Here is a 25,600-nt window from a genome sequence, read left to right as displayed (position 1 = left end):
AGATAATGAATAAAAAGTTACTAAAACAAATATGGAATGAGCGTCGTATCAATGTATGGCTATGGGTTGAACTATTGCTTGTTAGTGTGGTGTTGTGGTATGTGGTTGATACGTCTTATGCTACTTTATCTACTTATTTTGAACCTCGTGGTTTTGATATATCCAACACTTATCTTATCCGCATTGATGCGCTTACAGCAAAGAGTCCTGACTATGTTGATCCGTCTACGCGAACAACCAAGCCAGGTGAGGATTTGTTGCAAATAGTAGATCGTTTACGTCACCTTCCGGATGTGGAAGCTGTAAGTGTGTCTCTAAATTCATATCCTTACAATGGCTCTAATAGCGGATTTATGGCTCGATTGGATACGATGAGGGTATGGGATGTTCGTCGCGAGGTTACACCCGATTTCTTACGTGTTTTTCGTTATGAAGGAGCCAATGGAGAATCGCCGGATCAGTTGGCTGCTCTCTTAAAGGAAAATAACTTTATAGCTGGAGAAAACTTACTCACTCGTGATTTTGGTTTGAAGGGTAAGGATATACTAGGGCGTTCTTTTTATTTAAATGATGATACAATAAAAACGTGGCCATTGGTGGCTGTAACCCGGCCGGTGAGATATGGGGATTTTAGATCAATTTACGAATCTCGTTATATCATCATTCTTTTTGACCAGACTAAAATAGCAGGCTGCAATGAGGTTAAGGTAAGACGATGTGAAGTTTGTCTTCGTACGCACGATAACTCTGCTCCCGGATTTATTGATCGTCTGCGTGCAATGTCCAATAGTCAATTTCGTGTAGGAAATCTTTTTTTAAGCGACATACAGTCTATGCAAAAGGTGCGTACCATGTATCAAATGGATGATATGAATGAGCTTCGTAATCAAGCATGGGCTATTGGTTTCTTGCTACTAAATATTTTCTTAGGATTGCTAGGTACATTTTGGTTTCGCACGCAGCAACGTCGCTCGGAAATAGCACTGCACATCAGTTGCGGTAGTACTCATAGGAAAGCCTTTATTCGGCTGATGGGTGAAGGATTATTGCTCTTAGTTTTGGCCACAATAATAGCTTTAATTATTGATTTTAATTTGGCTTATGCAGAGTATACCAATTCGATGAATGGCATTACTCTGGCTCCTGTACGTTTTCTGGTTACAACATTCATTACTTTCGTTTTGATGAGTTTAATGATTGTGATTGGTATTTGGTTTCCTGCTAAACAAGCAATGAAAATTCAACCGGCAGAGGCTTTACGTGACGAATAATGCTTTTAGAATTGAATTGAAATGAATTTATATGGTTGCATAATGCGTCTAAAATAAATTATAAGTTATCTTTGCGCCAATAATTATTATGTTTAAAGGTAACACATCACTGAATGAGCACGCTTTATCGGCTGACTATGATACTGATCTTAGTTGGTACCTCTCTTACTCTTGCTGCTAAGGAACGAAGCTATAAAATCCTATTTATACAATCTTATGCCGAATCAGACAGTTGGGCAATGGAGCGCAATAAAGGATTGCGTAGAGGTTTCGAGAAAGGAGCAATGAATGTTGAAATCACTACAGAATATCTAAATGCACGTTGTTGGGTCAATGTGGCAGAAGAAGAAATTATGCGCCGTATCTGTCTTCGAGCTACAGAGAGAGGAACAGATTTAATCATAGCTTCTAACGATGAAGCTTTGTATAGCTTACTTGTTTGTGGCGATTCATTGCCTAAACGAGTCCCGGTAGTCTATTTTGGAGTGGAATATCCGAATCAGAACATATTAAACAAATATACTAACGTTACAGGATTTCAGAATCCTAAATCTTTTGTCCGTTTACTAGGAACGGCGAAAGAGATGTTTCCAAATAGGAAGAAAATTGTAGTTGTTAGTGATAATAGCTATTTGGGGCGTGTTTCTATGGATGAGTTGAGAGCGCAATTGGCTATTTTTGCTAAGAATAATCCTGATTATCAGATGCGCCAGTTTAATATTCATACTGACCAGATGACTGATATTCTATATGAAATACAGATATCTCAGACTGCCTCTAAAAGTATTCTAATCATGCCTTATTGGGGACTATTCATGCCCTCTATTGCTAAAGTATCGAAGTCTCCTTGCTTTACTGTCACTAATGAATCCTTGACACGGGGAGGTTTTTGTTCATTAGCTCCTTCTCCTTATGATGATGCTCGAAGAGCGGGAATGCGCGCAGCGGATTTGCTTCGGGGGGCCAACGTTTCTTCATTGGGATATACGCAGAGTGAGGTTCAACTGACTTTTGATTATAAGCAATTGAACTTTTTCCATGTACCGAAACAAATTGTGCCCGAAGATAGTGTGATTATGAATGAGCCTTACTGGGAAAAATACAAGTTTTTGTTTATCCTTCTATATAGCTCTTCCTTGCTTCTTCTTGTGTTCCTTGTTGTTGTGCTCTTTCGGGCTAAGCAGCGTGAGTTTCGCAAACGAATAGAAGCACAAACGAGACTATTGCTTCAAAATAAGATGGTTGATCAGCGGAATAATTTTGATAATATTTTTCACTCGATACATGAAGGTGTGATTTCTTATGGAAAGGATTTGAAAATTCGTTTCGTCAATCAATCAGCATCAAAAATGTTGAATATCAACGTTGTTAGTGGTAGAGGATCTTTTGAGGGACTTCCGGCGGGAACTTATCTTCGGATTTACAATAAAGGACAGGATATTCTTTATTCAATATTGAATCAGGTAGCTGAGACTGGCAAAAGTGTCTTTATCCCTGAAGATTCATTTATGAAGGAAGTAGATACTGGTAATTATTTTCCCGTATCCGGCGAATTTGTACCTATTTACCAGAAATCACAACTGAGCGGATTTGTACTTTCATTCCGGAATATTTCAGATGAGGAGTTGCAGAAGAGGTCTTTTCATTTGGCAGTGGAGGACAATTCAGTTTATCCTTGGCAATATGATGTAGCTAAAAAAACTTTTCTCTTTCCAATAGGATTTTTGAAGCGATTTGGTTTTGATGAAAATGAAAAGTATATTACGCGTAGCCAAATAAGTAGATTAATTCATCCGGACTATGTGGATGAAGTGTCGTTGGGATTTGATGCTGTTCTGAATGGAGAAAAGAAAAGCCTCAGACAAGCTTGTAAAATATGTAATGTGAAAGGTGACTTTGAATGGTGGGAATATCGTATGTCCGTTTTCATGGGACTTACTGTAGATGTGCCTTATTCCATACTTGGAGTTTGCCAGAGTATTCAGCGGTACAAAAATACAGAGGAGGAGCTGATTGCTGCTAGAGATAAAGCATTGCAATCCGATAACTTGAAAACTGCATTTCTAGCAAATATTAGCCATGAGATTCGTACTCCGCTTAATTCCATTGTAGGTTTCTCTGATTTATTGAAGGATATTCATTCTTTCAGTGATGAGGAAATATTGCAATTTGTCACTACAATAAACACTAATTGCGAATTACTTCTTAGCCTTATTAATGATATATTGGACATGTCGCGTATTGAATCGGGTACACTGGATTTTCAGTCAACAAACTTCAATTTATCTCTGATTATAGATGATATATATCAGTCTCAACAGCTGGGTATGCCGGCAAAAGTTTCTTTAATAAAAGTGCTACCGGAAGATGAACCTAAATGGATTGTGAGTGATCCTGTAAGGATAAAGCAGCTATTGAATAATCTTATTAATAATGCGGCTAAATTTACTCATCAAGGATCTATTACTTTTGGTTATTTGCTGGAGGAGCCGGGCTATACAACTCTGTTTGTGGAAGATACCGGGTCAGGTATTTCCGAAGAAGATCAAAAGCATATCTTTGATCGTTTTTATAAAGTGGATAACTTCTCGCAAGGAGCCGGCTTAGGACTTAGCATTTGTCGAACTATAGTAGAGCACATGCATGGAGAGATTTATGTAAATTCGGAAAAAGGTAAAGGGAGTCGTTTTACGATTCGTATTCCCGATAATCAAAATTAAGATAACCCGTTCATCTGCGGACAGAGTGTTCGTTTTCGGACAGTGACCTATACTTTCAAATGCCTGTAAATAAGATTGTTACCTTTTTGGCATAACCTTTGACTCTTCTTTCTCAAGAAATGATGTTTTATGAGAATGAAGATTGTAACACTTGTATTTGGAGTTCTTTTATTTCCGCTGATGCTAGAGGCGCAGACGGAGCGAACTATTACTCTTCCAGAAGCCATAGCTTTGGCTAGAACACAGTCCGTTGATGCTGCGGTGGCTCTCAATGAGCTTAAAACTGCCTATTGGGAGTATCGAACATTCAGGGCTGATCTTTTACCTGAAGTAAATCTTATAGGTACATTACCAAATTATAAAAAATCTTATAGTGCTTACCAGCAATCGGATGGTTCGTATACGTATGTTCGCAACAATACGCTGGGGTTATCTGGTGAACTGTCTGTTGACCAGAATATTTGGCTAACGGGAGGGAAGCTATCCTTGACCTCGTCTTTGGATTATATTAAGCAGTTGGGCGCTGGCGGAGAGAAGCAATTTATGTCAGTTCCGGTCGGGGTAGAGCTTACTCAACCTATTTTTGGCGTGAATAATCTTAAATGGAATCGTCGCATCGAACCGGTTCGTTATGCTGAGGCTAAGGCGGCTTTTATTACTGCTACAGAAGAGGTCACAATGAAAACAATCACTCATTTTTTTGAGCTATTGTTGGCAAAAGAAACTTTGGGTACTGCGCAACAAAACTTGCAAAATGCTGATCATCTTTATGAAGTAGCAGGGGCGAAGCGAAAAATGGGACAGATATCGGAGAATGAATTACTGCAATTAAAGCTGACTGCTCTGAAGGCCAAAGCTTCAGTGACAGATGCTGAAAGTAACTTGAATGCTAAAATGTTCCAGTTAAGGGCCTTTCTTGGATTGCCTGAAGAACAAGCTTTGCAGCCGATTGTGCCAAAGTCTGTACCAGATGTGCAAATAGAATATAATATGGTGCTAAACAAATCACTTGAACGTAATTCGTTTGCGCAGAATATACGCCGTAGGCAACTTGAGGCTGATTATGCGGTAGCTACAGCTAAAGGTAATTTGCGTAGCATCAATCTTTTTGCGAGTGTGGGATATACTGGCTTAAATAATACTTTATCTTCAGCTTACCGTGATCTACTTGACAATAATATCGTTCAGGTGGGTGTGAAGGTTCCGATTCTTGATTGGGGAAAACGACGTGGAAAGGTGAAAGTTGCTCAGAGCAATCGAGAGGTCATAGCTTCGAAAATTCGTCAGGAACAAATCAGCTTTAATCAAGACATCTTTTTGCTAGTGGAACATTTCAATAATCAGGCAGCGCAACTTACTATTGCTGATGAGGCTGATTTTATTGCTCAGAAACGTTATAAAACGAGCATTGAGACTTTCCTTATAGGTAAGATCAATACCCTCGATCTAAATGATGCTCAAACGGCAAAAGATGAAGCTAGGCAGAAACATATTTCAGAATTGTACTACTATTGGTATTACTTTTATCAGATAAGAAGTCTCACTTTATGGGATTTTAAAAATAATGCTGAATTAGGTGTTGACTTTGACGATGTTGTCCGTAAATAGTAATGGCTTACAATATATTTTAGTATTTTTGTTTTAATATATCAGATCCACACGAAATAAACTTTTTATGATTTTAATTATAGATGATGATTCGGCTATACGCTCTTCTCTTAGCTTTATGTTGAAACGAGCGGGTTATGAAGTTGAGGCTGTGAGTTCTCCCAAAGAAGCTATGGATGTAGTGCGCGTTGTTTCTCCTATGTTAGTGTTGATGGATATGAATTTCTCGCTAACTACAACGGGAGAAGAAGGTCTTACTTTGCTTAAACAGGTGAAACTCTTTCGCCCTGACACTCCGGTAATATTGATGACTGCTTGGGGTAGCATTCAATTAGCCGTACAGGGTATGCAAGCCGGAGCATTTGATTTTATAACCAAGCCTTGGAACAATGCTGCTTTATTGCAGCGAATAGAAACGGCATTGGAGTTAACTGTTTTGCCTAAAAGTAAAGAGGAGGAACAGAAGCAAATTGATGCGTTAATAAGAAGCAATATTATAGGACGATCGAGAGCTTTGACTGATGTATTGAATACGGTAGGACGTATTGCCCGAACTAACGCATCGGTACTCATTACCGGAGAGAGTGGCACGGGCAAAGAATTGATAGCAGAGGCGATACATGTAAACAGCCAACGTGCAAAGCAACCTTTTGTGAAAGTAAATCTTGGAGGAATTTCTCAAAGCTTATTTGAAAGTGAAATGTTTGGTCATAAAAAAGGTGCTTTTACGGATGCTTCTACAGATCGTACGGGGCGATTTGAATTAGCGAATAAGGGAACTATCTTCCTCGACGAAATAGGTGATTTGGATCATTCTTGTCAAGTGAAATTGCTTCGGGTGCTCCAAGATCAAACTTTTGAAGTGTTGGGTGACAGTCGTCCTCGCAAAACGGACATCAGAGTGGTTAGTGCTACTAATGCTGATCTGCCTAAGATGGTGGGTGAACATACTTTTCGTGAAGATTTGTTTTATCGTATTAATCTTATCACAATACATCTTCCTGCATTGCGTGAGCGAAGAGAAGATATTCCACTTTTGGTTCGTCATTTTGCTGATAGACAGGCGGAAGCAAACGGACTGCCGCATACCGAACTTTCAAATGATGCTTTGCATTTTCTAACTCGTTTACCTTACCCTGGTAATATTCGTGAGCTAAAAAACCTAGTGGAGCGAACAATTTTGATCAGTGGAAAAAAACAATTGGAAGCTGCTGATTTTGAAAATCAGTATCATAGGCGCGATGAACCCGTTTCGTCAAGTACATCACTTACCGGTATGACTCTTGATGAGATAGAACGACAAACGATTCTTCAGGCTTTGGAACGTTGTCATGGTAATCTCAGTCAGGTAGCTCTTGCACTAGGCATTAGCCGGGCTGCTTTGTATCGTCGATTGGAAAAGTATAGCATTACTATCAATAATTAATCTATCATCATGCGATTAAAAGGGTTGTTCGGCATTTTTGCCATTCTACTATTGATCATTCTGTCGCTGCTTACTTATGTCTCGGCCCATTCTACTCCTTGGTTGTTTTATACAGTCGAAGGATTTATAGTTATTACTACACTCTTTCTCATTTTGTTCTATCGGAAAATAGTAAAGCCTTTACATACGATAGGGAGTGGAATGGAGTTATTGCGGGAACAAGATTTCAGTAGTCGCCTTAGTCCTGTGGGAGAAGCAGAAGCCGATCGGGTGGTGAATGTATTTAACCGTATGATGGAGCAACTCAAAAATGAAAGATTGCGCTTGAGGGAACAAAATAATTTTCTCGATTTACTCATTAATGCTTCTCCCATGGGGGTTATTATTACTACACTTGATGAGGAGGTGTCTCAACTTAATCCTATGGCACTAAAGATGATGGGAATAAAATTGGAAGATACGTTGGGTAAGAAAATTAGCGATATAGATTCTGCATTGGCAACCGAATTAATGACTATACCCAGAGGAGAAAGTGTAACTCTACGATTGAACGATTCGAATATTTATAAATGTACGCGTTCCTCTTTTATAGACCACGGTTTTCAGCATCCTTTTTTTTTGGTAGAGAGTTTGACGGATGAGGTTATGAAGGCTGAGAAAAAAGCTTATGAGAAGGTGATTCGCATGATTGCTCACGAAGTGAATAATACCACAGCTGGCATCACTTCGACCCTTGACACTGTAGAGCAAGCCCTTTCTGAAGAAGAGAATATGGAAGAGATTTGTCAGGTAATGCGGGTTTGTACAGATCGTTGTTTTTCTATGAGTCGCTTCATCACTCGCTTTGCCGATGTGGTAAGAATACCTGATCCTCATTTATCTCTGGTGAATTTGAATGATCTTGTGTTATCTTGCAAGCGTTTTATGGAGGGCATGTGTCTGGATAAGAATATTACTATTCATCTTGAATGCGTGGAGCTACCTATGGTGAAGCTTGATACAGCTCTTTTTGAGCAAGTGTTAGTGAATATTATAAAGAATGCGGCTGAAAGCATAGAATGTGATGGAAAAATAACTGTGCGCACTTCGTTACCGGTAAGCTTAGAAGTTGTTGATAACGGAAAGGGTATCTCAAAAGAAATAGAGATGAAATTATTTAGTCCTTTCTTCTCTACTAAACCTGATGGACAAGGTATTGGCCTGATTTTTATTCGCGAAATACTTAGTCGCCACGGTTGTACTTTCTCTTTGCGAACTTATAGTGATGGACTAACTCGCTTTCGCATTCTCTTTCCTCACCCATAAGCAGGATGATGTTTTTTTCAAATCACTCTTTAAAAGAACGTTTTAGGATGATATGTAAAACTTGTTAGTATGAAAGAGTTTTTCCCGGGTTAAGGTATTATTGCTATTTGTAGACGAATAGATACTGGCAATAGACGGAAATATACTGTTTGTCATGCAAAAAAAGCTTGTTCCCTAATCTTATGGACTTCTCTTATTATACTTGATGTATTAATTTAATACCATTAATATTGTGCTGCTTATTCATCCAGAATTCATCTTTTCTTCATCTTCTTGACGTAAAAAAGCATTAATGACTATTTTGGGCGACCTTTAGAACTTTTGTTGCTGCGTTTGATTGCCTACTTTTGTCATGATTATATCAACATTAATTAAACAGTAGTAAAAATGAAACAAGAAATTCAACCGGCCAATGGCCGGTTAGGTGTATTGGTTGTTGGATTGGGAGGCGCAGTTGCTTCCACTTTTGTTGTGGGTACCTTAGCTGTTCGCAAAGGACTTGCAAAACCAATCGGTTCAATTACTCAGTTGGCAACCATACGTTTGGGAAAAAGAAATGAAAACCGTTTTCCTAAAATAAAAGAAGTAGTTCCTTTGGCTGATCTCAATGATTTGGTTTTTGGTGGATGGGACATCTTTGAAGATGATGTGTATGCAGCTGCTCAACATGCCGAAGTGTTGGTACAAAAAGATTTGGAGGGCGTAAAGGAAGAATTGCAAACCATTAAGCCAATGCCTGCCGCTTTCGATCAAAACTGGGTAAAACGTCTTCACGGAACACACGTAAAGAGCGCCGCCACCCGTTGGGAATTGACAGAACAAATACGTAAAGATATACGCGATTTTAAAGCCGCCAATCATTGCGAACGTGTAGTGGTTATTTGGGCAGCTAGTACAGAGATTTATCTGCCATTGTGTGACGAACACAAATCTCTTGCTACTTTCGAAAAGGCAATGAAAGATAATCTTACAGAGATAATTGCTCCTAGTATGTGTTATGCTTATGCTGCTATAGCTGAAGGTGCTCCGTTCATTATGGGTGCTCCAAACCTTTGCGTAGACATGCCTGCCATGTGGGAATTCTCTGCTAAACAAAATGTGCCTATTTGTGGAAAAGATTTCAAAACAGGCCAGACAATGATGAAGACTGTTCTTGCTCCGATGTTGAAAACTCGTATGCTTGGTTTGGATGGATGGTTCTCTACGAACATTCTTGGTAACAGAGACGGCGAAGTATTGGATGATCCAGATTCATTCAAGACAAAAGAGGTGAGCAAACTTTCTGTTATTGATACCATTCTTCAACCAGAACTTTACCCGGAACTTTACGGTAATATCTACCACAAAGTACGTATCAATTATTATCCTCCCCGCAAAGACAATAAAGAAGGTTGGGATAATATTGACATTGTAGGTTGGATGGGATATCCTATGCAGTTGAAAGTGGATTTCCTTTGCCGTGATTCTATCTTGGCTGCTCCGTTAGTGCTCGACTTAGTTTTGTTTACTGATCTTGCTCAACGTGTGGGTATGTCAGGTATCCAAGGTTGGTTGTCGTTCTACTTCAAAAGCCCTATGCACGACTTTGAACACATCCCCGAACATGACTTGTTCATTCAGTACACTAAACTGAAGAATACACTTCGCAAGATGATTGGAGAAGAGACTTTAGATTATTTGGACTAAATTGAGTCGTTCTTTTCAATAAAAATATAGAGAGAGAATGTTTGAGAGAATGGAGATTCTTTTGAACTCCCTCTCTATTTTGTGTGAATGCTAAAATGATAACTTTTAGAAAAGAAATATGGAATATGCAATAATTGCAGCCGGACAAGGATCGCGTCTCGTTGCCGATGGTGTAGAAACATCAAAGCCATTGTTACAAATAAACGGGAAAGCGATGCTTGATAGGCTGATTGCTATTTTTTTAGATAACAACGCAGAATCCATAAGCATTATTATTAATGCTGAAATGACCGATGTACGGGCTCATTTGAATACCTTAAAACTTCCTGTACCGTTGCATATACTGGTTAAAACGACTCCTGATTCACTTCATAGCTTTTACGAATTGGCTTCCGTTATTCCTCAAGGAAAGAAGCTATGTCTCACAACAATTGATCCTATCTTTTCTTCATTGGAATTTTCTGCTTATATTCGTAGTTTCGAATCTGATGATGCACACGATGCACTGATGGCAGTGACGGATTATATTGATGACGAGAAGCCGTTGTATGTAAAAACAAATAATGAACTGGCTATCACTGACTTTGTAGATGAGTCTTATGATGGGCTTCGTTATGTGTCAGGGGGTGTTTATTGTCTGAATGGGAAAGTGATATCTTTACTTCAGGCAGCCATTGATTCGGGAGTGTCGCGCATGCGGAATTTCCAGCGGCAGATGGTTTATGCGGGATTGAGAGTTCAAGCTTATCCTTTTTCTAAGATCATTGATGTAGATCATGCAAGTGACATTCCTAAGGCAGAGTTATTTTTAAATGTAGTAGAAGGAAAATGAAATCTTTAGTAATAGCAGGTATACAGCGTTCCACTTTGTATTCGCCCAATCATGTTGGTAATGATGCGGCTATCTTTTCGGCTACGGCCGATTGGTTAGGCAATGCGGGGTATCAAGTGAAAATGTATACTGAACAGGAATTTATTTCAGGAGGTATCCGTGAGGACGTGGTTGTAACAATGTTGCGTAATGCACAGGCTGTGCATCGACTGAAAGAGTTAGAGAAGAATGGATGTTTGGCCGTAAATTCAGGCTTTGGCATTGAGAACTGTACACGTGAGCGTATGACTCGATTGCTGATGGATCACCAAGTGCCTCATCCCGATAGTTTTATCATGGATACACATGAGGATGTTGCAACCTACCTAAAGGATAAGAAGTTTATGCCTTGTTGGGTGAAGCGGGGAGACTTCCATGCCATTCACCGGGAGGATGTTACTTATGTGCGTAAAGAAGATGAGCTGCGAGAGATTATAGCAGAATATGCGCTTCGTGACATAAACCGGGTTGTTGTGAATGAACATTTATGTGGTGATTTGGTTAAATTTTATGGAGTAGCCGGAACGAACTTTTTTTATTGGTTCTATCCGTTTAATGAGAACCATAGCAAATTTGGCTATGAAGAAATTAACGGGCATCCCGAAGGCATTTCTTTTTCGCTCGATGATTTACATGAAATCTGCGACCGGGCAGCCAGTGTGCTTCAAGTTGTGGTTTATGGTGGAGATTGTATTATTTCTCCCGATGGAAGTATTCGCATTATTGACTTTAACGATTGGCCTAGCTTTGCACCGTGCCGTGTAGAAGCTGCTCGTGAGATTGCAAAAAAAATAACTCAGATGATCAATGAACGCTGATAATAGAAAAAAAATAATTTCCCTAGAAGGCTCTTTGAAATCTACTGATACCGAAGAGTACATCGACTTGCTGTTTTATCGCCCGATTGGTTATCGTTGGGCTTTGTTATTTAATAAAATACGTGTTTCTCCCAATCAGGTAACTATTTTTTCCATCTTTCTGGGGGTAGCTGCCGGAGTGATGTTTTATTTCAATGATATTTGGTATAACATTATAGGTATGTGTTTGCTTGTATGGGCTAATATGTACGATAGTGCTGATGGTCAACTTGCACGGATGACTGGACAAAAATCAGAAGTAGGCCGTATGCTCGATGGCATATCCGGCGACTTTTGGTTTATTTCTATTTATGCTGCTATATGCTTGAGATTGATGCCCGAATATTCATGGTATATATGGTTGTTGGCCGCAATAACAGGTTTCTTCCATAGTAAACAGGCTGCCATGGCTGATTATTATCGGAATATTCACCTCTTCTTCTTAAAAGGTAAAGCAGGCAGCGAATTTGATAACTCTAAACAGCAACGGGCTTTATTTCGATCAATGCCTTGGAAAGGAAATCGTGTGAGAAAGACATTCTTATGGTTTTATGGCAGTTATACTGCTTCTCAAGAGAAATCATCTCCCTGCTTCCAACAGTTCTTTTCAGCTCTCAGAAATAAATATGGTGAAACAATGCCCGAAACTTTGAGCCAAGAGTTCAGAGCAGGTAGTTTGCCATTGATGAAATATACCAATATCCTTTCGTTCAATACGCGTGTCATTGCCCTTTTCGTCTCTTTATTTATAGGAATGCCATGGCTTTATTTTGTTTTTGAATTAACGGTACTTAATGTGCTGTTGGTCTACATGGTTGTTCGTCATGAATCATTGAGCAGTCGATTGTATAAAAAGTTATAAGCAGAGAATTATGGGTAATAAATTTCGTAATGTGTTTTTATGCTTTGGCATACTAGCGGTTATTGTTATGCTCTTTTCTTTTGATATGAAATACGATGAGTTATGGCATAATCTGAAGAGAGCAGGGGTTTATTTACCTCTAGTCTTAATTCTCTGGCTTATTATTTATTTTATCAATACGTCTTCTTGGTATCTTATTATTAGAGATGGCAAGCGTAGCCCTGTTTCTTTTCTTCGGGTTTACAAATTTACTGTTTCCGGTTTTGCTCTCAATTATGTTACACCTGTGGGACTGATGGGGGGGGAGCCTTATCGCATTATGGAGTTAACACCTTATCTTGGTGTGGAACGAGCTAGTTCCTCTGTCATCTTGTATGTGATGATGCATATATTTTCTCATTTTTGCTTTTGGCTTGGTTCGGTATTTCTCTATATTGCACTGTTTCCTGTGAATTGGGTGATGGGTATTGTGTTAGGATTCGTCACAACGCTTTGTTTGTTGTTGATCATCTTGTTTATGAAAGGGTATCGTAAAGGAATGGCAGTGGCATTTATACGCTTATGTAGCCACATCCCTTATTTAAAGAAACATGCTATTCGTTTCGCCGATAAACACAAAGACAAGCTAGAGACAATAGACAAACAAATATCTTTGCTACACAGTCAGCGAAAGAGTTCTTTTTATGGGGCATTATCTCTTGAGCTGCTTGCTCGTATAATCTCTTGTGTAGAGGTGTGGCTGATACTAAATGTGCTTACTACAGATGTTAGTTTCGTGAGCTGTTTACTTATCGTCGCCTTCTCTTCTTTGCTGGCCAATCTGCTTTTCTTTATGCCTATGCAACTTGGTGGGCGTGAAGGAGGTTTTGCTTTGGCGGTAGGAGGACTATCTATCTCAGGAGCGTACGGTGTTTACACGGCATTGATAACCAGGGTAAGAGAACTCTTTTGGATTGTAATTGGACTTGCCCTTATGAAAGTTGGTAATATAAAGAAAAAAGAAGAATAGTTTAGAATATGATTGCAGACAACCTGACTAAGATAAAAGCTTTAGCATTTGATTTTGGTGGAACACTCGATTCTCCTTTCCTGCATTGGCTGGATATATACCTGATGGTATATGCAGATAAACTGAAACTTCCGGTGACGCGTGAAAATCTGTATGACTCCTACGTTCATGCCGAGAGGCAGATGGAGTCTTTACAGTTGGTGAAGCCACAACATTCATTGCTCGAGACACAACTCTTCAAAACCCATTTGCAAGTGGAAAGTCTCATAGAGCGTGGCATCATAGCCGATACTTCAGATAATGCAGAAGAACTTCCTCTTCAAGTCGCATCTGCCGTAGTGGCGTTTTCACAAGATTACGTGATGCGTAGTGAGCCTGTGCTTCGTAAACTGGCTGAACACTACTCATTGCTGTTGGTGTCCAATTACTATGGTAACATCAAAAAAGTAGCCACCGATCTACACATTGCCGATTGCTTTCTTTCCATCACGGATTCAACGATTGAAGGCGTGCGTAAACCTGATCCGAAGCTTTGGGCGGTAGCGATAGATCGTGCCGGTTTCAAACCTGAAGAAGTAGTGATAATAGGCGACTCCACAAAGAACGATATTCTCCCGGGCATAAGTTTAGGCTGCTCTACGGTGCAGGGATATCCTAAAACTATTAGCCCCGAAAAGGTGGATTATACAAGAGACTTTATCTATTCGTTGGATGAGTTACTTCCTCTTCTCATTCGATAAGTGATTAACTAAAGTAAAAGAGCAATGTAGAGCAGTACAAACTCTATACTATATGTGTGCAGTATAGAGATTATTTTTTTATGCTCTTACAGTTTTATCGGTCATAAGTAATTATGTTTACAAATAGCTCTAATTTTATTGATCATATAAGATCAGCGTGGTGAATTAACTACTTCACCACGCTGATCTAGTTAATTCACCGCGGCTAACTAGTTAGTTCACCAAACCCCTCTCAGAAGGCTTGTATGGCTAGGTGTAATATATTTACATTCGATACACTGCCCACTCAGAAAAAGGAATGAGCAGTGATAGGGAAGAATATTTAATATCCGATAGTAAAACGTTCTTGATGATGAGCGGGAGCTTCTAACTCATCGATCATGGCAACAGCATAATCTTCTACGGAGATGTTGCTCTTACCTTCGGCGTCTACAATCAAGTCATCTTTGCCTAAACGGAATTTGCCTGTGCGTTCGCCCGGAGCAATGTTGCCGGCAGGTGAAAAGAACACCCAGTCAATCTCTTTTTCTGCAGAAAGGACTTCCAAGTAGAATTTACCCAACGACTTTACTCCGGGCAGAATTGCCTCGGGCAATTCAACAGCGTCCAGCAAACGGACACCGGGAGCCACGAATAATGTTCCGGCGCCACCTACGCAAAGTAAGCGTTTCACTCCAGCCGCTTTTACGCCACTCAAAATAGCCGAATAATTCTTTAATGTCTCGTCATAGATGTCTGGGTTTGCCCATCCGGGATTGTAGGCACTGATTACTGCATCGGCACCTTCACTTAGAACTTTAACTGCTTCTTCCGATGAAACATCTCCTTTTGTAATCGTTAGATTAGCATGTTTAGTCGAAATCTTATCCGGATTGCGAACCACTGCTGTTACTTGATGTCCTCTGTTTAGAGCCTCGTTTAGAATGGCTGAACCGACGAAGCCACTAGCTCCGATTAGTACAATTTTCTTCATTTTATTATTCTGTTAGTTATTTGTTACTCTGCTTTTTATTAAAGTTATGACACAAAGATAGAGAGGTGATTTATACTTTGCAAGAGGGCACAAAAGAGTAAGCCGCTTACCTGTACGTAACAATTGTTGAATGACAAAGGTTTACGAAAATACCTTTAACATACTTTGTTCTTATTGTTAGTTAATTAATAATGCATACTTGGTTACTAAAAGATAGTTTTGTAGATTTGCAGGCAGTTACAAAATTAAGTAAGAATGAAAGAGCTTCCAATTGAATATTCACATTGTCCGATTCGGCATGTGGTTGATCGCTTTGGTGATAAATGGTCAATGTTGATATTATATATATTAGATACTAAGGGAACTTTGCGTTTTAGCGAGATTCAGAAAGAGATGATTGATATTTCTCAAAAGATGTTATCGTCTACCTTGAAGCGTTTGGAAGCCGATAAACTGGTTCATCGAAAAGTTTATCCGGAGGTACCACCACGTGTGGAATATTCCCTAACAGAAGTTGGCCATTCTCTGATGCCTCACATTCTTAGCCTTACTTCTTGGGCGAAAGATCACTTTGAAATGTTTCAGCGATAAGTTGCAGTAAAACCTTTTCTTTTTCCGGCCCTTCTCTTCGTATAAAACCTCTCTTTAAACTTTGCAACTTTGTTGCACCCCCTAGTCGCTATCTTTGCAGCAGAAATAAAAAAGATACGAATATGGGACAATGCAAATGTCATGCACATGAATGTGAGCAGGTGCAAAATAGTAAAGAGGAGTCTACTCTTATCAGTGAGTATTGGAAGATACTACTTTCATCGGTAATGCTTATAGGCGGTATCGCAATGAACGCTTTGGATTTTGCTTTCTTCCATGAGCGCTATGTCTTTTTTGTGTGGCATTTCTTAGCCTATCTCCCTGTGGGATTGCCCGTGATGAAAGAAGCATGGAGCAGTATCATTCATAAAGATTTCTTTAGTGAATTCACTTTAATGTCTGTTGCCACTATCGGAGCTTTTTATATTGGCGAATATCCGGAAGGAGTGGCAGTCATGTTGTTTTATTCGATAGGAGAGCTTTTTCAAGGTAGAGCAGTAGATAAGGCAAAACGGAATATTAGTGATCTATTGGACGTCAGGCCCGAAAAGGCAATGGTTGTTAGAGAGGGCATACTCATCTCTGAGACACCTAAGCTGGTACAAGTAGATGAAATAATAGAAGTCAAAGCGGGAGAACGTGTGCCATTGGACGGAACGATGCTTAGTGAAGCTGCTGCTTTCAATACAGCCGCATTAACGGGTGAAAGTGTGCCGCGGAAGATCCGGTGTGGTGAAGAGGTACTTGCCGGAATGATTGTAACTGATAACGTTATTCGCATCAAAGTAACGAAACCTTTTGATAAGAGTACTTTGGCGCGCATTCTGGAATTAGTGCAAGATGCTTCTGAACGGAAAGCACCGGCAGAACTTTTTATCCGAAAGTTTGCCCATATTTATACACCTATCGTTATCGGATTGGCGCTATTAATTGTTTTAATACCGTTCATCTATTCATTTATAAATTCCCAGTTCGGGTTTCTATTCAATGATTGGTTGTACAAAGCATTGGTCTTTCTTGTGATCTCTTGTCCATGTGCATTGGTTATCAGTATCCCATTAGGATATTTCGGTGGTATTGGTGCTGCTTCACGTTTGGGCATCTTATTTAAAGGAGGCAATTATTTGGATGCTATTACGAAAATAAATACGGTGGTATTCGACAAAACAGGAACGCTTACGAAAGGAACATTTGAAGTACAATCGTGCCAATCTACTTCTGATATTTCCCAAAAAGAATTAATAGGATTAATAGCTTCGGTGGAAAGTAAGAGTACACACCCGATAGCACAAGCGATTGTGCATTATGCCGAAAAGCAGTATGTCGAATTTGTACCTACAAGTAATGTGACCGAAATTGCGGGACACGGTTTAAAAGCTGAAATAAACAATAATATAGTGCTAGTAGGAAATACTCGATTGCTTTTAAAATTTCATATTACATTTCCTTCAGAACTACTTTCTATTGCAGAAACGATAGTGGTTTGTGCAATCGGTAACAAATATGTGGGGTATGTATTGCTGGCTGATGAATTGAAAGAGGATGCTGTGGAGGCAATAAGAAGACTGAAAGCACTAAACATTCAAAATATTCAGATACTGTCGGGTGACAAGCAGAGTATTGTTACTAACTTTGCGGAAGAGCTGGGAATCAATCAGGCCTACGGTGATTTGTTGCCTGAAGGAAAAGTAAAGCATATCGAAGAATTAAAACGGAATAAAGAAAACAAGATAGCTTTCGTGGGCGATGGAATGAACGACGCTCCGGTTCTTGCTTTAAGTAATGTAGGGATTGCAATGGGAGGATTAGGTAGTGACGCAGCTATTGAAACGGCAGATGTTGTGATACAGACAGATCAACCTTCAAAGGTTGCCACTGCTATTGAAATCGGGCGGCTTACCCAACGAATTATAAGACAAAACATATCATTGGCATTTGGAGTAAAATTACTGGTGATGATATTGGGTGCCGGCGGGTTGGCGACTTTATGGGAGGCTGTTTTTGCCGATGTAGGTGTTGCGTTGATTGCAATAATGAACGCTGTGCGAATACAAAAAATGATAAAATAAGGTGTATGGAAAATAATGAACCTTTGGATAAACTGGCGAAGAGGAATATAAAGCCGACTTCCATCCGGATACTGATCTTAAAAACGATGATGCAGTCAGAACGAGCTGTTTCTCTGCTCGATCTGGAGAACCTATTGGATACTGTAGACAAATCAACGATCTTTCGCACCATTACCCTCTTCCTTTCCCATCGTCTTATACACAGTATAGATGATGGTACGGGATCATTAAAGTATGCGGTTTGTGGCAATGCTTGTACTTGTTCTGTGGAAGATTTGCATTCCCATTTTTGTTGTGAGAATTGCCATAAGACGTTTTGCCTTGAAAATATTCATATTCCTATAGTGGAACTACCTAAAGGATTTACCTTGCAAAGCATCAATTATGTTTTAAAAGGACTTTGTGTTGATTGTTCTGCTAAATTAGAACATACCGATGGTTAAAAAAAATGATTTTGTAACACGTTGGTAATTAAGTTCCAAGTTTTTATTTTTATTTTTGCAAAGAATTACAAGAGTTAGATGAAACGTATATTATCCATAGTACCCATAGCAATAGCAACACTGTTACTTCTCGTGTTCTCTGCTATTCCACACCATCACCATCGGGGAGTGATCTGTTTTGCTATGGAGACATGTGAAAAAGATCATACATATAATGATGAACATACGCATCATAATGCAGCCGGAGATACTCATCAGGGAAAAACGTGCTCAACTAATGCCGAATGTGTTTCCTCTTCCGAGACTATAAGGAATAAGGTTGTCTCTCACGGTAGTGGTGACAATTTAGCCCTTTTTCCTACTCTGTGTCTGTTTGCTACCTACTTAACTTATAGTGCCGATTTATTACACGCTGACATAACATACGGTGAGTTTGTTCTGTCTTATACGCCCGTAGTGCTTGGCGAAAGCACTGGATTGCGTGCTCCCCCCTCTTGCTTATCCTAAGCATTTTATTTTCATACAATAAATAAAAATTGCTTTCTTTTTGTAACTAACTGATAGGTTAGATACAAGAATAGCATCCCTTGTGTTGCTGTTCGTTCTCTTGTGCGTCTTTCTATGATAGGCACCAAGGTGACATTTCTCTTTCTATCCAATTCAAAAAATAATAAAACAATGAAAAGGTATCTATTTATCATATTTGCAACAATCATATCTTTAGCGGCTTGTAATAATAAGCATAACGGAGAATCTTCTGAACATAAAGAGGGAGATCGTCATGAGCATGAAGGTGAACATGCTGATGAAATAGTGTTTACTAAAGCGAAGGCAAAGACTGTTGGGCTAGAAGTTCAGAGCGTTAAGCCCGGAGTATTTAGCGAAGTAATTAAGACTAGTGGACAAATACAGGCGGCACAAGGAGATGAAGTGACTATTGTAGCTACATCAAATGGCATTGTCGCTTTTCCTAATCAATCTATCACAGAGGGAGCATCCGTTAGTGCTGGTGCTACTATTGTAACTTTATCGGCTAAGAATCTTTATGACGGTGATCCGATAGCCAAAGCAAAAATTGCTTATGAAATGGCTCTGAAAGACTACCAACGTTCTGAGAGCTTGATAAAAGATAAAATTATCTCAGCCAAAGAATTTGAGCAGACGCGTTTACGGTATGAAAATGCCAAGACTGTTTATAAAGCACAAGCTGCTAATGTAACTGCTACAGGTGTAAAAGTTACGTCTCCCATAAGCGGATATATTAAAAATCGATTGGTTAATCAGGGAGAATATGTATCCGTCGGTCAGCCTATTGCTACTGTATCCAAAAACAGAAGATTACAGTTGCGAGCTGAAGTATCCGAGAGCGATTTCAATGAATTAAAGAATATAAGGAGCGCCAACTTTGTGATGTCTTATAGCAATAGAGTTTATAAATTATCAGACTTGAATGGTCGTTTATTGTCTTTTGGGAAAGCTTCTGACCAATCGTCTTTTTACATCCCGATTACTTTCGAGTTTGATAATATAGGTGATATTATACCCGGTTCTTATGCGGAAGTTTACTTGCTATCTGCTCCACAAGATAATGTAATTTCTATTCCTGTTTCAGCTTTGACTGAAGAACAAGGCTTATATTTTGCTTATATACAGTTAGATGAAGAAGGGTTTGCTAAACGGGAAGTGATACTCGGGCAGAGTAATGGAGAAAGAGTGAAGATCCTTTCAGGTTTAAAAGATGGAGATAAAATTGTTACCAAAGGTACTTATCAAGTGAAGCTTGCTGCAAATACTTCTGTGGTGCCTGAAGGTCATTCTCACTCTCATTAATTAAAGAAAAGAAATCATGCTAAATAAGATCATTAAATTTTCTCTGAACAACCGTATCGTTGTTCTTATAGGGGCTCTATTGTTGATAATAGCGGGAAGCTATACTGCTACCAACATGGAGGTAGATGTTTTTCCAGACTTAAATGCTCCTACTGTCGTGGTTATGACAGAAGCCAAAGGCATGGCTCCTGAAGAGGTGGAACGCTTGGTTACTTTTCCTGTTGAAACGGCAGTAAATGGTGCTACAGATGTACGACGTGTACGCTCTTCTTCTACTACCGGATTTTCTATCGTATGGGTTGAGTTTAACTGGGGGACGGATATCTATAAGGCCAGACAAATTGTCTCTGAAAAACTCGCAGTTGTTGGTGACGCACTGCCTTCTAATGTAGGAAAGCCTACCTTGGGTCCGCAGTCTTCTATTTTGGGTGAGATGATGATTATTGGCTTAACTTCTGATACAACTTCGCTACAGGATTTGCGTACATTGGCTGATTGGAATATTCGTCCCCGACTATTGTCGACAGGTGGTGTGGCGCAAGTGACAGTTATGGGTGGTGATATAAAAGAATACCAGATATTGCTTAACCCAGGCAAGATGAAGCATTATGGTATTGGCTTGAATGAAGTGATGGCTGTCGTTAAAGAGATGAATCAAAATGCAGCCGGAGGGGTATTGTATGAATATGGGAATGAATTTATTGTTCGTGGAATTTTATCGACCAACAAGATAGAAGCACTGCGAAAAGCAGTTATTAAGAATGTAAATAAGATTCCTATCGTGCTTGAAAATGTAGCAGAAGTGAAAATAGGTGCAAAGACTCCTAAACTGGGTTTAGCATCCGATCATGGAAAACCGGCGGTACTCATAACCGTTACTAAGCAGCCAAGCACTAGTACACTTGAATTGACTGATAAACTGGACAAATCTCTCGCAGACTTGCAAAAGACATTGCCTAAAGACGTAAAAGTAACAACTGACATCTTCCGCCAGGCACGCTTTATTGATAACTCTATTGACAATGTGCAGAAGTCTTTGTACGAGGGCGGAATATTCGTGGTTATCGTCTTGTTCATTTTCCTGATGAATGTACGAACAACCGTCATCTCATTGATTACGATTCCCCTTTCGGTGATTGTTGCTCTTTTAACCCTTAAGATAATGGGACTTACGATCAATACGATGAGTTTAGGGGGTATTGCGATTGCCATCGGCTCATTGGTCGATGATGCCATTGTGGATGTGGAGAATGTGTTTAAGCGGCTTCGGGAGAACAGGCAAAAACCTAAAGAAGAGCAACAGAATGTGATCAATGTAGTGTTTGAAGCATCCAGAGAAGTACGTATGCCAATTTTAAATTCTACACTTATTATTGTGGCCAGTTTTATTCCTCTGTTTTTCCTCTCAGGAATGGAGGGCAGAATGTTGGCACCGCTGGGAATCACATTTGTTATTGCATTGTTTGCTTCCACTGTTGTAGCATTGACTCTTACACCTGTGTTATGCAGTTACTTATTGGGTGGTCCAAAAAGTGACAGAGAGAATCGAGAGTCTTATCTGACACGGAAACTTAAATTGGGTTATGGCAAAGCATTAGCATGGACTCTGCAACACAAAAAGAGTGTATTGGGTGGGACGGCTATCGTTTTCACCATTGCAATAATTATGCTTTCCTCGTTCGGTCGTAGCTTCTTGCCACCTTTTAATGAAGGGTCGTTTACAATCAACGTCAGCACTTTGCCTGGTATTTCATTAGAGGAATCGGACAAGATTGGCCAAATGGTTGAACGTATCTTATTATCTGTTCCTGAAGTACAAACTGTTGGGCGCAAAACAGGACGTGCTGAATTGGATGAACATGCTTTAGGTGTTAACACATCGGAGATTGAAGCCCCTTTTGTTTTGGATAAACGTTCGAAGGATGAGGTGATAGCTGAAATTAGGGAAAAGATGAAAGTTGTATCTGGTGTAAACCTTGAGATTGGAGCGCCTATTACGCACCGCATTGATGCCATGCTATCAGGTACAAGAGCAAATATTGCGATCAAGCTGTTTGGTGCGGATTTGAACAAAATGTATGAAATCGGAAATCAAATAAAAGCATCTATTCAGAATGTAGAGGGTATTGCCGACTTGAATGTAGAGCAGCAAGTGGAACGCCCACAACTTAAGATAGAACCGAAACGGGAGATGTTGGCTAAATACGGTGTTACCCTTCCTCAATTTGTTGATATTGTAAATATTATGTTAGGCGGTGAAGTTGTGTCTCAGGTATATGAAGAGAATCGTGCTTTTGATTTGACAGTGAAGGTGGATGACACTAGCCGTGAGAGCGTAGAACGGATCAAGAAATTGATAGTCGATGCTAACGGGCAAAAAGTACCATTAGAGAACATTGCTAATGTTATTTCTTCCTCCGGCCCTAATACCATTAACCGTGAAAATGTAGCTCGTAAAATCGTTATTTCGGCTAATGTGTCCGGACGAGACTTAAGAGGTGTAGTGAATGATGTTCAGAAGAAGATAGATGCTGAGATCCAATTACCGGAAGGTTATCATGTAGAGTATGGTGGACAGTTTGAGAGTGAACAAGCTGCCTCGCGGATTATACTTATTACTTCTATCTTTTCTATTTTGATCATCTTTCTGCTGCTATTCAAAGAATTCAAGAGTATTACCCAATCCTTAGTAATATTGCTGAATTTACCACTGGCTCTGATTGGTGGAGTCATTAGTATTTATATCACGAGTGGCATCATGAGCATTCCTGCTATCATAGGCTTTATTTCCTTATTTGGTATAGCAACCAGAAACGGGATGCTTCTTGTGGACAGATATAATAGTTTACGCGCTTCAGGTATGTCTGCTCAAGAAAGTGTTATTCATGGTTCATTGGATCGACTTAACCCTATTCTAATGACAGCGCTATCATCTGGTCTTGCTTTAATACCATTAGCGCTAGGGGGAGAACTACCTGGTAATGAGATACAAAGTCCGATGGCAAAAGTTATATTGGGTGGATTGTTGAGCTCAACCCTGTTGAATGGATTTATAATCCCTATCATGTACCTGTACATGAGCCGTAGGCAAGAAAAGAAACTAAAAATCATAGAACAACAACAATGAGAATCATAATATTCGTGGCATTGCTGGCAAGTGTATCGCTCTCTGCCCAAAATAGAAATAGTATTAAGGATGTATTGACATCGATTGAAGAGAATAACACCACCCTCAAAACTTTGAGGGAAGATGTAAAAGTGTTAAGCTTAGAAAATAGGACAGGTATCTTCCTGTCTAATCCTGAGCTGGAATTTAGCTATCTGTGGGGAAGTCCGGCTAATATTGGGAGTCGAAAAGATTTCAGTATTAAGCAAATGTTTGATATTCCGACTATTACCGGAATGAAAAGCCGGATGGCTGACAGCAAGAACCAATTAGTGGAACTTCAATACAAATCAGACCGGATCAAGATTCTTCTTGAAGCCAAACAGCATTGCATTGAGCTGACTTATTATAACGCATTGAAAGTGGAGCTTGACGTTCGACTTCAACATGCTCAAACCATCTCGAAAGCATATAAGGAACGGCTGGAAAGAGGAGATGCGAATGTGTTGGAATACAATAAGAGCCAATTGAATCTTTCTACTGTTAAGGGTGAAATGGCTCGAGTAGAGGTTGAACGAAACACTCTTCTATTGGAACTAAAACGATTAAATGGTGGGATAAAAGTTTTATTTGTTGATGATAAATATGATGAAACTCCACTACCTGCCAATTTTGAAGATTGGTACCTCTATGCTGAACAAAGAAATCCAGTATTGCAATATGTGAAACAACAAATAGCCGTGAATAAAAAAGAGGTGAAGCTGAATCAGGCCATGGGGCTTCCTGCATTCTCGGCAGGCTATATGCAGGAAAAGACTTTCGGACAGAAATATCAGGGGATTAGTCTTGGCATCTCTATCCCTTTGTGGGAGAACAAAAACCGGATAAAGTTGGCAAAAGCTGGTGTAATAGCCGCCGAAGCTAAGCAGACGGAAAGTAAGCAACAATTTTACGATCAGCTAAAGAATTTGTATATGCGTGCTGTCGGATTGCAAGAGACAGCTATCGGATATCGTAAATCTCTGGTGACATTCAATAATACAAATCTATTAATAAAAGCCTTGAATGCAGGTGAAATTTCTCTTTTGAACTATATTGTTGAAATTGGATTATATTACGAGACGGTAAACCAGACATTGGCAGCAGAGCGTGATTTTGAAAAAGCGTTTACAGATTTATCGGCAGTTGAATTATAAACGCGACAGGTTTATTTATTCGTTGATAGCTTAAATAATGTCGGCATCTATTCCAATGAGGATAGATGCCGACTAGCTTGAGTTATTGAATTGATTAGAGATGAATGGGGGTTCTTGGGTTTAACATTGATTCTTTATTCGGTTTTCAGTAAGAATTCGTCAATTGCTTTCTTATAAGTGGCTTTGTCTGCCGCTCCGCGAAAGAATTTAGGCTCTCCTTTCAGTGGAATATATACTACTAGTGGAATACTTGTTGCTTGAAATAAGGAGGCAATCTCTTTCTCGTTGTCCACATTTACTTTGTATACCACTACTTTACCAGCATATTCTTTGGCCAAACTCTTTATGATAGGTGCAATAGCACGGCAAGGAGGGCACCAATCAGCATATAAATCGATGATGGCGGGCTTGTTGCCTGTGTATTCCCACTTGGGTGATTTTTCAAAATCAAACACTTCACTGATAAACAGCGCTTTGTTCATAACCACTACTTCACCATCTTGAGCTTCTTTTTTAGTTTCTTTTTCTTGATCTTTCTCTTGATGCTCAGACGCAAAAGAAATACCAGCCACTATGGCAATGATAAATGTAATGAATGATCTTTTCATCTTATTAAATGTATTGTTCGATAGTTTCTTTCAATTCTTTACTTTGAATAATGCCTGAATGCTTCCATAAAGATTCTCCATTTTTAAACAAAATAAAAGTAGGGACGGACTGAATACGATATTTCTGGGCTAACTCTTCAAACTTATCCACATCTATTTTTACGATGCGCGCTTTCTCTCCCAATTGTCCTTTGACTTCTTCAAGAACGGGCTTCATCGCTTTGCAGGGGCCACACCATTCGGCGAAGAAATCTACTAGAACGGGGCTTTTGGATTGTATTAATGCTTCAAATTTTTCCATCTTATTCTTGTTTTAATAATTTAACTAACCCTTGTGGGGCATAAACTAAATATCTTGTTTTGAAATAAAAACATTCAATTTGAAGTATTGTTCATGGGAAAGTAATGCAATAGTCATCATCTTGTAAT

General features: G+C 39.4%; 21 protein-coding genes. 18 read left to right on the top strand and 3 right to left on the bottom strand.

Annotated elements, in window-relative coordinates; genetic code table 11:
- Positions 1-5 precede the first annotated feature (5 nt).
- The 11 genes from BQ5338_RS03040 to BQ5338_RS02990 all read left to right on the top strand — a co-directional run bounded on the left by BQ5338_RS03040 (position 6) and on the right by BQ5338_RS02990 (position 14,355).
- Positions 6-1,271, top strand: a complete 1,266-nt coding sequence (locus BQ5338_RS03040; protein WP_071145331.1) for an ABC transporter permease — start codon at positions 6-8, stop codon at positions 1,269-1,271.
- 113 nt (positions 1,272-1,384) lie between these two features.
- Entirely contained in the window at positions 1,385-3,991 is a 2,607-nt protein-coding gene (locus tag BQ5338_RS03035) for a sensor histidine kinase (protein WP_071145330.1), read from the top strand.
- Between the two features lie 129 nt (positions 3,992-4,120).
- The gene (locus BQ5338_RS03030) at positions 4,121-5,599 is read left to right on the top strand and encodes a TolC family protein (RefSeq protein ID WP_071145329.1); all 1,479 of its coding nucleotides are present in this window, start codon (positions 4,121-4,123) and stop codon (positions 5,597-5,599) included.
- A gap of 67 nt (positions 5,600-5,666) precedes the next feature.
- The gene (locus BQ5338_RS03025) at positions 5,667-7,025 is read left to right on the top strand and encodes a sigma-54-dependent transcriptional regulator (protein ID WP_071145328.1); all 1,359 of its coding nucleotides are present in this window, start codon (positions 5,667-5,669) and stop codon (positions 7,023-7,025) included.
- 9 nt (positions 7,026-7,034) lie between these two features.
- On the top strand, positions 7,035-8,330 hold the full coding sequence (locus BQ5338_RS03020; RefSeq protein ID WP_071145327.1) for a sensor histidine kinase: 1,296 nt from the start codon (positions 7,035-7,037) through the stop codon (positions 8,328-8,330).
- Positions 8,331-8,717: 387 nt separating this feature from the next.
- Positions 8,718-10,016, top strand: a complete 1,299-nt coding sequence (locus BQ5338_RS03015; protein ID WP_071145326.1) for an inositol-3-phosphate synthase — start codon at positions 8,718-8,720, stop codon at positions 10,014-10,016.
- 118 nt (positions 10,017-10,134) lie between these two features.
- Complete coding sequence (locus BQ5338_RS03010; RefSeq protein ID WP_071145325.1) at positions 10,135-10,848, top strand: sugar phosphate nucleotidyltransferase; 714 nt, start codon at positions 10,135-10,137, stop codon at positions 10,846-10,848.
- Positions 10,845-11,705, top strand: coding sequence for an ATP-grasp domain-containing protein (locus BQ5338_RS03005; RefSeq protein WP_071145324.1), 861 nt, complete (start codon positions 10,845-10,847; stop codon positions 11,703-11,705). The genes BQ5338_RS03010 and BQ5338_RS03005 overlap by 4 nt, the downstream gene beginning before the upstream one ends.
- Positions 11,695-12,606, top strand: coding sequence for a CDP-alcohol phosphatidyltransferase family protein (locus BQ5338_RS03000; RefSeq protein WP_071145323.1), 912 nt, complete (start codon positions 11,695-11,697; stop codon positions 12,604-12,606). Before BQ5338_RS03005 ends, BQ5338_RS03000 begins: the two co-directional genes overlap by 11 nt.
- Before the next feature lie 10 nt (positions 12,607-12,616).
- Complete coding sequence (locus tag BQ5338_RS02995; RefSeq protein ID WP_071145322.1) at positions 12,617-13,615, top strand: lysylphosphatidylglycerol synthase transmembrane domain-containing protein; 999 nt, start codon at positions 12,617-12,619, stop codon at positions 13,613-13,615.
- Positions 13,616-13,623: 8 nt separating this feature from the next.
- Positions 13,624-14,355 (top strand): HAD family hydrolase, encoded by a 732-nt coding sequence (locus BQ5338_RS02990; protein WP_071145321.1) that lies wholly within the window; start codon positions 13,624-13,626, stop codon positions 14,353-14,355.
- A 322-nt stretch (positions 14,356-14,677) separates the two neighbouring features.
- On the opposite strand, the gene BQ5338_RS02985 is transcribed toward BQ5338_RS02990, so the two are convergent.
- Positions 14,678-15,328 carry an NAD(P)-dependent oxidoreductase gene (locus BQ5338_RS02985; RefSeq protein WP_071145320.1) on the bottom strand — a complete coding sequence of 217 codons (651 nt, stop codon included), beginning with the start codon at positions 15,326-15,328 and terminating at the stop codon, positions 14,678-14,680.
- A gap of 255 nt (positions 15,329-15,583) precedes the next feature.
- Between BQ5338_RS02985 and BQ5338_RS02980 the strand changes: the two genes are divergently transcribed.
- The 7 genes from BQ5338_RS02980 (at position 15,584) to BQ5338_RS02950 (ending at position 24,563) form a co-directional block, all read left to right on the top strand.
- Entirely contained in the window at positions 15,584-15,919 is a 336-nt protein-coding gene (locus BQ5338_RS02980) for a winged helix-turn-helix transcriptional regulator (RefSeq protein ID WP_071145319.1), read from the top strand.
- Positions 15,920-16,041: 122 nt separating this feature from the next.
- Positions 16,042-17,988 carry a heavy metal translocating P-type ATPase gene (locus BQ5338_RS02975; RefSeq protein WP_071145318.1) on the top strand — a complete coding sequence of 649 codons (1,947 nt, stop codon included), beginning with the start codon at positions 16,042-16,044 and terminating at the stop codon, positions 17,986-17,988.
- Positions 17,989-17,993: 5 nt separating this feature from the next.
- Complete coding sequence (locus tag BQ5338_RS02970) at positions 17,994-18,431, top strand: Fur family transcriptional regulator (protein ID WP_071145317.1); 438 nt, start codon at positions 17,994-17,996, stop codon at positions 18,429-18,431.
- 78 nt (positions 18,432-18,509) lie between these two features.
- Positions 18,510-18,938, top strand: a complete 429-nt coding sequence (locus BQ5338_RS02965) for a DUF6769 family protein (protein ID WP_071145316.1) — start codon at positions 18,510-18,512, stop codon at positions 18,936-18,938.
- A gap of 171 nt (positions 18,939-19,109) precedes the next feature.
- On the top strand, positions 19,110-20,261 hold the full coding sequence (locus BQ5338_RS02960; protein WP_071145851.1) for an efflux RND transporter periplasmic adaptor subunit: 1,152 nt from the start codon (positions 19,110-19,112) through the stop codon (positions 20,259-20,261).
- A gap of 16 nt (positions 20,262-20,277) precedes the next feature.
- Positions 20,278-23,388, top strand: a complete 3,111-nt coding sequence (locus tag BQ5338_RS02955) for an efflux RND transporter permease subunit (protein ID WP_071145315.1) — start codon at positions 20,278-20,280, stop codon at positions 23,386-23,388.
- A complete protein-coding gene (locus tag BQ5338_RS02950; protein ID WP_071145314.1) occupies positions 23,385-24,563 on the top strand; it encodes a TolC family protein in 1,179 nt (392 codons plus the stop codon). Before BQ5338_RS02955 ends, BQ5338_RS02950 begins: the two co-directional genes overlap by 4 nt.
- Positions 24,564-24,697: 134 nt before the next feature.
- Here the strand turns inward: BQ5338_RS02950 and BQ5338_RS02945 are convergent, their stop codons facing one another.
- Both BQ5338_RS02945 and trxA read right to left on the bottom strand, forming a co-directional pair.
- On the bottom strand, positions 24,698-25,171 hold the full coding sequence (locus tag BQ5338_RS02945; RefSeq protein ID WP_071145313.1) for a thioredoxin family protein: 474 nt from the start codon (positions 25,169-25,171) through the stop codon (positions 24,698-24,700).
- A 4-nt stretch (positions 25,172-25,175) separates the two neighbouring features.
- Positions 25,176-25,472, bottom strand: a complete 297-nt coding sequence (trxA, locus tag BQ5338_RS02940; RefSeq protein ID WP_071145312.1) for a thioredoxin — start codon at positions 25,470-25,472, stop codon at positions 25,176-25,178.
- Positions 25,473-25,600 lie beyond the last annotated feature (128 nt).

Source organism: Bacteroides ihuae (assembly GCF_900104585.1).
GTDB lineage: Bacteria > Bacteroidota > Bacteroidia > Bacteroidales > Bacteroidaceae > Bacteroides > Bacteroides ihuae.
The sequence above is the reverse complement of the archived record's forward strand: the minus strand, read 5'-3'. Positions and strand labels throughout refer to the sequence as shown.

Excerpts from the sequence above, each read along its gene's own strand:
- BQ5338_RS03040 (WP_071145331.1), top strand. The coding sequence starts at position 6 with ATGAATAAAAAGTTACTAAAACAAATATGGAATGAGCGTCGTATCAAT.
- BQ5338_RS03035 (WP_071145330.1), top strand. The coding sequence starts at position 1,385 with ATGAGCACGCTTTATCGGCTGACTATGATACTGATCTTAGTTGGTACC.
- BQ5338_RS03030 (WP_071145329.1), top strand. The coding sequence starts at position 4,121 with ATGAGAATGAAGATTGTAACACTTGTATTTGGAGTTCTTTTATTTCCG.
- BQ5338_RS03025 (WP_071145328.1), top strand. The coding sequence starts at position 5,667 with ATGATTTTAATTATAGATGATGATTCGGCTATACGCTCTTCTCTTAGC.
- BQ5338_RS03020 (WP_071145327.1), top strand. The coding sequence starts at position 7,035 with ATGCGATTAAAAGGGTTGTTCGGCATTTTTGCCATTCTACTATTGATC.
- BQ5338_RS03015 (WP_071145326.1), top strand. The coding sequence starts at position 8,718 with ATGAAACAAGAAATTCAACCGGCCAATGGCCGGTTAGGTGTATTGGTT.
- BQ5338_RS03010 (WP_071145325.1), top strand. The coding sequence starts at position 10,135 with ATGGAATATGCAATAATTGCAGCCGGACAAGGATCGCGTCTCGTTGCC.
- BQ5338_RS03005 (WP_071145324.1), top strand. The coding sequence starts at position 10,845 with ATGAAATCTTTAGTAATAGCAGGTATACAGCGTTCCACTTTGTATTCG.
- BQ5338_RS03000 (WP_071145323.1), top strand. The coding sequence starts at position 11,695 with ATGAACGCTGATAATAGAAAAAAAATAATTTCCCTAGAAGGCTCTTTG.
- BQ5338_RS02995 (WP_071145322.1), top strand. The coding sequence starts at position 12,617 with ATGGGTAATAAATTTCGTAATGTGTTTTTATGCTTTGGCATACTAGCG.
- BQ5338_RS02990 (WP_071145321.1), top strand. The coding sequence starts at position 13,624 with ATGATTGCAGACAACCTGACTAAGATAAAAGCTTTAGCATTTGATTTT.
- BQ5338_RS02985 (WP_071145320.1), bottom strand. The coding sequence starts at position 15,328 with ATGAAGAAAATTGTACTAATCGGAGCTAGTGGCTTCGTCGGTTCAGCC.
- BQ5338_RS02980 (WP_071145319.1), top strand. The coding sequence starts at position 15,584 with ATGAAAGAGCTTCCAATTGAATATTCACATTGTCCGATTCGGCATGTG.
- BQ5338_RS02975 (WP_071145318.1), top strand. The coding sequence starts at position 16,042 with ATGGGACAATGCAAATGTCATGCACATGAATGTGAGCAGGTGCAAAAT.
- BQ5338_RS02970 (WP_071145317.1), top strand. The coding sequence starts at position 17,994 with ATGGAAAATAATGAACCTTTGGATAAACTGGCGAAGAGGAATATAAAG.
- BQ5338_RS02965 (WP_071145316.1), top strand. The coding sequence starts at position 18,510 with ATGAAACGTATATTATCCATAGTACCCATAGCAATAGCAACACTGTTA.
- BQ5338_RS02960 (WP_071145851.1), top strand. The coding sequence starts at position 19,110 with ATGAAAAGGTATCTATTTATCATATTTGCAACAATCATATCTTTAGCG.
- BQ5338_RS02955 (WP_071145315.1), top strand. The coding sequence starts at position 20,278 with ATGCTAAATAAGATCATTAAATTTTCTCTGAACAACCGTATCGTTGTT.
- BQ5338_RS02950 (WP_071145314.1), top strand. The coding sequence starts at position 23,385 with ATGAGAATCATAATATTCGTGGCATTGCTGGCAAGTGTATCGCTCTCT.
- BQ5338_RS02945 (WP_071145313.1), bottom strand. The coding sequence starts at position 25,171 with ATGAAAAGATCATTCATTACATTTATCATTGCCATAGTGGCTGGTATT.
- trxA (WP_071145312.1), bottom strand. The coding sequence starts at position 25,472 with ATGGAAAAATTTGAAGCATTAATACAATCCAAAAGCCCCGTTCTAGTA.